The organism is Pedobacter arcticus A12 (genome assembly GCF_000302595.1).
Classification (GTDB): domain Bacteria; phylum Bacteroidota; class Bacteroidia; order Sphingobacteriales; family Sphingobacteriaceae; genus Pseudopedobacter; species Pseudopedobacter arcticus.
The window spans coordinates 779893-787490 of record NZ_JH947127.1 but is presented as its reverse complement, the minus strand read 5'-3'; the positions used below and the strand labels follow the sequence as shown (position 1 = coordinate 787490).

The following is a 7598-nucleotide window of genomic DNA, read 5'->3' as shown; positions in this document are numbered from 1 at the left end:
TTAATTTCTGCCATAATGTTTTAGATAAATAGATGTAAATAATTAAACCTGATTATACTTATAATCTAAGATGTAATCTATAAGAACCATGCCTAGAAAATAAGCACTGTATATTTTTGAGTTGATTTTAAGTGTACAAATAGTAGCGGTTGCCATTTTAGGTATTTACGTAGTGATTTAGCGGACAAAGAATTACAGACTCTTCGATTTAGAGAAGTGTGTGTTTTTGCAGAAATTATAAAACAAGCGCTTGTAAATTCTGATTTATTTAACATATTTGCATCTCTAACAAAAAGGGGGATTAGCTCATTTGGCTAGAGCGCTTCGATCGGCTTGAAAGGGATGGTCGTTTGGAATAACAAATACAAAAAGGGGGATTAGCTCATTTGGCTAGAGCGCTTCGATCGGTTTGAAAGGGATGGTCTGTTGGAATAACAAATACAAAAAGGGGGATTAGCTCATTTGGCTAGAGCGCTTCGATCGGTTTGAAAGGGATGGTCTGTTGGAATAACAAATACAAAAAGGGGGATTAGCTCATTTGGCTAGAGCGCTTCGCTGGCAGTGAAGAGGTGATCGGTTCGAATCCGATATTCTCCACATAATTATTTAAAAGAAGCTATTTCTCCCCAGAAATAGCTTCTTTTGTTTCTTAGTAACGCAAAAAAAAAATCATTTTCATCGCTATCATAAAACAATTCATCCCGTAAAGCGGTGTAAATGCATTTAAGAAATAGTTTAATATTTGAGTTGTTTGCTCATTGCTGTTTTTTTATCTAGAAAATTGCAGTTTAATATGCTATTTGTATATTTATTTTAAATTAAAAAACAGTAAATGACGGCTTTATTGAGTGAACAACATCAGGATCTAATCCAATCGGCTAATAAATACGCAACTCAGTACCAAAGCGCAGATCCTTTTCCGAGTATAAGTTTCGATGATTTTTTTGATGAGGATTTTTTAACCGAGGTTCTTTCGGAGTTTCCAGATCTTTCAAGAAAAGACAACATTAGCTTTAACGACACTAAGCAGATTAAGCTTGCCAGTAAAGGGGAAAGTAGCTTTGGTTCTCAAACTAAAGTATTGATGCACTTTTTAAACTCCGAGCCATTTTTGAGCTTTTTACAAGTTTTAACTGGGATTGAGGAACCTTGATCAGTGATCCATATTTTTTTGGTGGTGGCCAGCATGAAATAAAAAAGGGAGGTTTGTTAAAAGTACATGCAGATTTTAATAAGCATCCACAGTTAAAACTTGATCGCCGAATCAATGTTCTGGTTTATTTGAATAAGGACTGGAAAGAAGAATATGGTGGTAATTTTGAGCTGTGGGGCAAAAATATGGAGCAGTGTGTAAAGAAAATTCTACCTGTATTCAATAGAATGGCAATTTTTTCGACTACAGATTTCTCCTATCACGGACATCCCGATGCTTTAAATTGTCCAGAAGATAGAAGCCGTAAATCTTTAGCCTTATATTACTACTCAAACGGAAGACCAGCCTCAGAAATTAATATCGATCAAGAAAAACATAACACCTTATTCAAAGAAAGAAAAAATAACTCAGAAGATTTAATAGCTTTTAAACCATCGCTAAAAGAAAAAGTAAAGGCTATTTTGAAAGATTGTATTCCTCCCATAATTCTAAAAAAGATAATGCCCTCAAAGCCATAATATAAATATTATTAATTGCTTTTTAGTGGCATACCCTTTGCATATCGCTGTTAATACGATATAGTGATGAGATTTATACTAAATATTTTAATAATAATTTTTATAGTGGGCTGGATACTGGGGGTTTTTGTTTTTGCCGCCGGTATTATGATTCATATATTATTGATTTTAGCTGTCTTCTCGTTCATTATTAAGTTTTTATCAGAACCAACATAGCACCTAAACTGCTCCTGAAATCTTTCAGAAAAATCTCGGAATTAGCTAATATCTTTGTGCTCTAATTTTTTAAGAACATGAATTTCAACAAGCTCTCTCAAATCCTATTTATTGGCTTAGCATTGTATATCTCTTCTTGCAGTACCTCTAAGCAAGTGCAGGCATTAAAACCTTTACCAGATTATTCTTCAACAGAAGTAATTTACGAAAAGCAACTTTCTTTTATAAATATGCCGGTAGAGATTGCGGTTAAAGATCTGCAAACACAGAGTAATAAATACTTAAAAGGATTAATTTATGAAGATAATTCTTTAGATGAAGATAACCTGATGATGAAGGTTTATAAGCCCTCTAACATTGTTATTAGCGAACAGAATGGCAAAATTTTGATGGATTTACCACTAAAAATTATAGGTAAAGTAAAATACGGCGTACAGTCTTTTGGTATTGACCTTACAGATGTTAAAGATTTTTATTTAAACGGAACAGTGAGGTTAAGTACCACAGTTGGTTTAAAAGATTGGAAATTGGTAACCGCTACCACTATCCAGAACGTACAATGGAAAGAAACACCAACCGTAACAATAGCCGGAAAAGCAATTCCAATTACTTATTTGATTAATCCGGCACTTTCTGTATTCAAGCCAACTTTGGCCAAATTAGTAGATGATGCAATTGCGCAATCTTTAGATATTAAACCGTATGTTTTAGATGCTTTAGAAAGCTTTAGCCAGCCAACTAAGGTAAATGATGAATATGAAACTTGGTTTTCCATGCAACCGGTAGAAATTTATGCTACCAAGGCGACCGTTGCCAACCAAAAAATTACGGTCAACATGGGACTAAAAACCTATTTAGAAACCGCTATTGGTCGCAAGCCGTCCATTGTTTTTGACCGGAATGCTATCGTTTTAAAATCGGTAGATAAAATGCCCGATCAGTTCAACGCAAATGTAGCCGCTTTTGCATCTTATAGCTATGCATCAGCAGTGGTTACCAAAAACTTCGCCGGGCAAAGATTCGAATCGGGCAGCCGGTCGGTTACAGTTAATAAGGTAGATTTATGGGGCAAAGATGGTAGAATGATTGTTGCTTTGAATTTAAGTGGTTCTGTGAATGGCGATTTTTACCTTACAGGTATTCCTGCTTATGATACTGCCACCAAAGAAATATATTTAGATCAGGTTGATTTTGTGCTCGACTCCAAAAATAAATTGTTAAAGGTTGGAAACTGGTTAGCACATGGTTTGATTCTTAAGAAAATGAGCGATGCCTGTCGCTTTTCTATCGCTAGCCAACTGGCAGACGGGCAGAAAACAATGGCTGGTTATTTAAATAATTATCAGCCCATTAAAGGCGTAAAAGTGAATGGAACCCTAACCGGCATAACACCCAACAAAGTTATTTTAACACCTAATGCAATTGTAGCTATGGTTGTTGCTACTGGAAAAGTGGCTGTAACGATTGACGGGACTGAGTAAGTCAATTAAACAAATAATGTAAAGCTAATCTCGCAACAGATTGGCTTTTTTGTTTTGCCATCTTGCGGTAATTAGATAGTGTAAGCATTACACTAAATAAAGAATTCGTTTCCAGTTTTCCGCCTAAAACTTTAGCTTAGCGTTTCAATTTTAATAACGATGAGAACAATAGACGATATCAATTTCTCCGGAAAGAAAGCATTAGTAAGGGTTGACTTCAATGTCCCTTTAGATGCTGAATACAATATCACCGATGATAAAAGAATGACGGCAGCAATGCCAACGATTAAGAAAATATTAAAAGATGGAGGTAGCGTAATCTTAATGTCGCACTTAGGCAGACCAAAAGATGGCCCTACAGAAAAATACTCCTTAAAGCATATAGTAACCCACTTAAGCGAATTAACAGGCACAAAGGTTGAATTTGCTGACGACTGTATTGGCGAAGAAGCAAAAACCAAAGCCGCTAATTTACCAATCGGTGGCGTGTTGTTGTTAGAGAATTTACGTTTCCACAAAGAGGAAGAAAAGGGCGATAAGGCTTTCGCTGAAAAGCTAGCTACTTTAGGTGATGTTTATGTAAACGACGCTTTTGGAACAGCTCACAGAGCACATGCATCAACAGCGATAATAGCTCAGTTTTTTCCTAATGCAAAGTACTTTGGTTATTTGATGGGGGCTGAGCTTAAAAATGCTAAAAAAGTATTGGATGCTCCAGAAAGACCATTTACTGCAATTATGGGCGGAGCAAAAGTATCAGACAAAATTTTGTTGATTGAAAAATTGATGGATAAAGTGGATAATATCCTTATCGGCGGTGGCATGACTTATACTTTTATTAAGGCTAATGGCGGTAAAATCGGTAAATCATTAGTGGAAGACGATAAACTCGAGCTTGCAAAGGAATTGATTAAAAAAGCAAATGAGAAAGGCGTTAAATTACTGATACCTAGTGACTCTGTAATTGCGGATGCTTTTAGTAATGATGCTGAGACGGGTAACGCTTATAACGATCATATCAAGGATAACTGGATGGGCTTGGATATTGGTGAAGATACAATCGAAAAGTTCTCTGCAATCATCAAAAAATCCAAAACAATACTGTGGAATGGACCAATGGGTGTTTTTGAAATGCCGAAATTTGAAAACGGAACAAAAGCTATTGCACATGCAGTAGTTGAAGCTACGGAAAACGGCGCTTTTTCTTTGATCGGTGGCGGAGATTCTGCAGCAGCAGTTGCTAAGTTTGGTTTAGAGGATAAAGTTAGCTACGTTTCTACAGGTGGTGGCGCTTTGTTAGAATATATGGAAGGTAAGGAACTGCCAGGTGTTAAAGCTATTTTAGATTAAGATTTTAACAGCTAATTTAAAAGCGACAGGCTTCTCCTTGTCGCTTTTTTTATGGGTTCTTTTGTGCAATTTGGTTTCACTCTGATTCTTGATAGATAATTTAAAACAATAAACTAAACATTATGTTCGTAACATGTTTTTTGAACTCTAAAACAAAGCGTACTACGCTGATAGCTCCGAACGTATGATTAAACTTTGCTATATTTGTTTTACATAAATTTGTATTAGATTAAACGACAGGAATATGACAACAATCACTTTAAAAATAAACGAACGGAGCAGTTACGGAAAAGCGCTATTAGAGTTGATAAAAGTTGGAATTGATGAGAAAAAAGGGATTGAGAGGGTGGAAGGAGAAAGTCCTTATAATCCTGAGTTTGTGAAAATGATTAAAGAATCAGCCGCAAGCAAAGAGCGTTACGAAGTGAAAGATATAAATGAACTATGGAAAAGTTTATAGTTTACTTAACAAAAAACGCAATGGCAGATATTGCCAAACACAAAAAATCAGGCAATAAAATCGCAGAACGTAAGATAAAAGAAATTTTAGAAGAATTAAAAGTACATCCATCCACCGGCGTAGGTCAGCCCGAACAGTTAAAATACGATCTTAAAGGTTTTTGGTCTCGACGCATCAATCAAAAAGACCGAATGATTTATTCGATAAACAACGATACAGTCGTTGTGGAGGTAATTTCTGCAATGAGACATTATACCGATAATAGCTATCCTCATTAATCTTAATTTTCCTTTATCACTGTTTATGTTTTAAAGAAGGCTGTTTTCTGTCCTTTCCCAGTTACATAAGTTCAATTTTTCTAAAAATTAACTCCAAAAAAACTAAAAGATGGAAATATCTGAGATTTTCTCCCACTTTTAACTCCAGCGAATCGAGCTTCCCCACACAAGGCTTATTTCTCTTTATTATTCTATATTTCAAATATTTACAAGTATAAATTTGCCTCAATTAAAATTGTTGACACTAAGTTTTTTGTCTAAAATCGTCTTTTAAAGTGGTTATGTCGCCATTTCTTGCTGTTGAAAACTTTTTGTGGCGAAAAGTGGGAAAAAGTGGTAACATTCTGTACTTTTACACTAATAAATAGTGTAAAGTTCAATGGTGTCCCATCTAATTGGTGAATTTGATTGCAAGCTTGACGCGAAAGGCCGTTTAATGGTTCCTTCCGGTTTAAAAAAGCAATTGCCTTTGGCGGACACGGAAGGCTTGGTGATTCACCGAGGGTTTGAAAAGCATTTGACTATTTATACCAAAGCCGAGTGGGATAAAATTACTGCTCAATTAGCAGCGTTAAATTCCTTCGAAAAGAAAACCAGAGAGTTTATTAGGTACTTCACCAGAGGTGCAACAATTTTGAGTCTGGATGCTTCTGGACGAGTTTTGTTGCCAAAACCTTTGTTAGAGTATGCGGGCATCAATACAGAAGTTGTTCTTTCCTGTCAGTTTGATAAAATTGAGGTTTGGGCAAAAGAAGCTTATGATGTGCAGATGGACGACGAGCCAGAAAACTTTGCTAACCTAGCAGAGGAAGTAATGGGTAATAAAGGAAGGAGTGCAAATGCCGAATAATTACCATGTTCCTGTAATGTTGCAAGAATGTATTGATGCCTTAGCGATAAAGCCGGCAGGTGTTTATGTTGACGTTACTTTTGGTGGTGGCGGGCATTCAAAAGAAATAATCAAGCATTTAGGGGCAGAAGGAACTTTGGTTGCTTTTGATCAGGATGCAGATGCACAAATGAATCTGATTGCCGATGATCGTTTTGAGTTTATCGATCAAAACTTCCGATTCTTAAAGAATAATCTCAGAGCTCATGGTTTACTTCCTGTTGACGGAATTTTAGCCGATTTGGGTGTTTCTTCACATCAATTTGATGTGCCGGAACGTGGGTTTTCCACCCGTTTTGATGCTGATTTGGATATGCGGATGGATCAATCAGCAGATTTGACTGCAAAAAAAATCATCGCCGAGTATACAGAAGAGGCGTTGCATAAAATCTTTGGCATGTACGGCGAGATCCAGAACGCAAAAACCTTGGCAAAAGCAATCGTAAATGCTAGGCTAACGCAGGAAATCGCAACCATCGCAGATTTAAAATCAGCAATCGCTAGCCTAACTCCTAGAGGGAAAGAAAATAAATATTTAGCGCAGGTTTTTCAGGCCTTACGCATTGAGGTTAATCAAGAGATGGAAGCTTTAAAAGAATTTTTAGAGCAAACTATCGATGTTTTGGCGCCGGGCGGAAGATTGGTTGTCATGTCTTACCATTCTTTAGAAGATAGGTTGGTGAAGAATTTTATGGCGAAAGGAAAATTCTCTGGTATGGTAGAGAAAGATTTTTTTGGTAACGAGATTAAGCCTTTTGATCTGTTGGTAAAAAAATCGATTACGGCATCGGAAGAAGAGATTAAAGTTAATAACCGGGCAAGAAGTGCAAGGTTAAGAATTGCGATAAAGAAATGAGTAACCGCTTAAAATCTGAAATAGAAGCAGAAAGAAAGCTGGCCGAACCTAAAAAAGTAGAGCAGAAGGAAAAGCCTGTTGAGGTGCCAAACATTTTTACGGTTTGGATGGCTAAAAAAGCTTTCTCTAAAGAAGCGGCAACAGATGCCTTGCCGTTTCTATTGTTTCTTTCCTTTTTAGGAATGATATATATCGGAAACCGTCACAATGCTGAGAATAATATCAGAAAAATTGACGGTTTAAGTAAAGAAGTAAAAGAGTTGAGCTGGGATTTTAAAACGCTTAAAGCGGATTTGATGTTTCAGAGTAGACAAACAGAAGTGATAAAAAAGGTGGACTCCTTGTTAGGATTAAAAGTATCTGTAAAGCCACCCACAAAATTGAAAGCAAATTAAAA

General features: G+C 36.3%; 10 protein-coding genes and 1 tRNA gene. All 11 read left to right on the top strand.

Annotation, left to right across the window (positions count from 1 at the left end):
* Positions 1-523: 523 nt before the first annotated feature.
* Positions 524-597 (top strand) — tRNA-Ala (locus B176_RS0115155).
* 235 nt (positions 598-832) lie between these two features.
* Positions 833-1153, top strand: a complete 321-nt coding sequence (locus B176_RS21305) for a hypothetical protein (protein ID WP_202803354.1) — start codon at positions 833-835, stop codon at positions 1151-1153.
* On the top strand, positions 1150-1671 hold the full coding sequence (locus tag B176_RS19715; protein ID WP_202803353.1) for a 2OG-Fe(II) oxygenase: 522 nt from the start codon (positions 1150-1152) through the stop codon (positions 1669-1671). The genes B176_RS21305 and B176_RS19715 overlap by 4 nt, the downstream gene beginning before the upstream one ends.
* A 66-nt stretch (positions 1672-1737) precedes the next feature.
* Positions 1738-1887 carry a lmo0937 family membrane protein gene (locus B176_RS21035; RefSeq protein WP_154648001.1) on the top strand — a complete coding sequence of 50 codons (150 nt, stop codon included), beginning with the start codon at positions 1738-1740 and terminating at the stop codon, positions 1885-1887.
* A gap of 77 nt (positions 1888-1964) precedes the next feature.
* The gene (locus B176_RS0115140) at positions 1965-3368 is read left to right on the top strand and encodes a DUF4403 family protein (RefSeq protein WP_017259674.1); all 1404 of its coding nucleotides are present in this window, start codon (positions 1965-1967) and stop codon (positions 3366-3368) included.
* A gap of 159 nt (positions 3369-3527) precedes the next feature.
* The gene (locus B176_RS0115135; protein ID WP_017259673.1) at positions 3528-4718 is read left to right on the top strand and encodes a phosphoglycerate kinase; all 1191 of its coding nucleotides are present in this window, start codon (positions 3528-3530) and stop codon (positions 4716-4718) included.
* Positions 4719-4962: 244 nt separating this feature from the next.
* Positions 4963-5178: a DUF2683 family protein gene (locus tag B176_RS0115130; protein ID WP_017259672.1), complete on the top strand. Its 216-nt coding sequence runs from the start codon at positions 4963-4965 to the stop codon at positions 5176-5178.
* Positions 5163-5456 (top strand): Txe/YoeB family addiction module toxin, encoded by a 294-nt coding sequence (locus B176_RS0115125; RefSeq protein ID WP_040540518.1) that lies wholly within the window; start codon positions 5163-5165, stop codon positions 5454-5456. The genes B176_RS0115130 and B176_RS0115125 overlap by 16 nt, the downstream gene beginning before the upstream one ends.
* A 382-nt stretch (positions 5457-5838) precedes the next feature.
* On the top strand, positions 5839-6306 hold the full coding sequence (mraZ, locus tag B176_RS0115115) for a division/cell wall cluster transcriptional repressor MraZ (protein ID WP_026063374.1): 468 nt from the start codon (positions 5839-5841) through the stop codon (positions 6304-6306).
* Positions 6296-7201, top strand: a complete 906-nt coding sequence (gene rsmH, locus B176_RS0115110) for a 16S rRNA (cytosine(1402)-N(4))-methyltransferase RsmH (RefSeq protein ID WP_017259668.1) — start codon at positions 6296-6298, stop codon at positions 7199-7201. The genes mraZ and rsmH overlap by 11 nt, the downstream gene beginning before the upstream one ends.
* Positions 7198-7596, top strand: a complete 399-nt coding sequence (locus B176_RS0115105; protein ID WP_017259667.1) for an FtsL-like putative cell division protein — start codon at positions 7198-7200, stop codon at positions 7594-7596. Before rsmH ends, B176_RS0115105 begins: the two co-directional genes overlap by 4 nt.
* Positions 7597-7598: the final 2 nt, after the last annotated feature.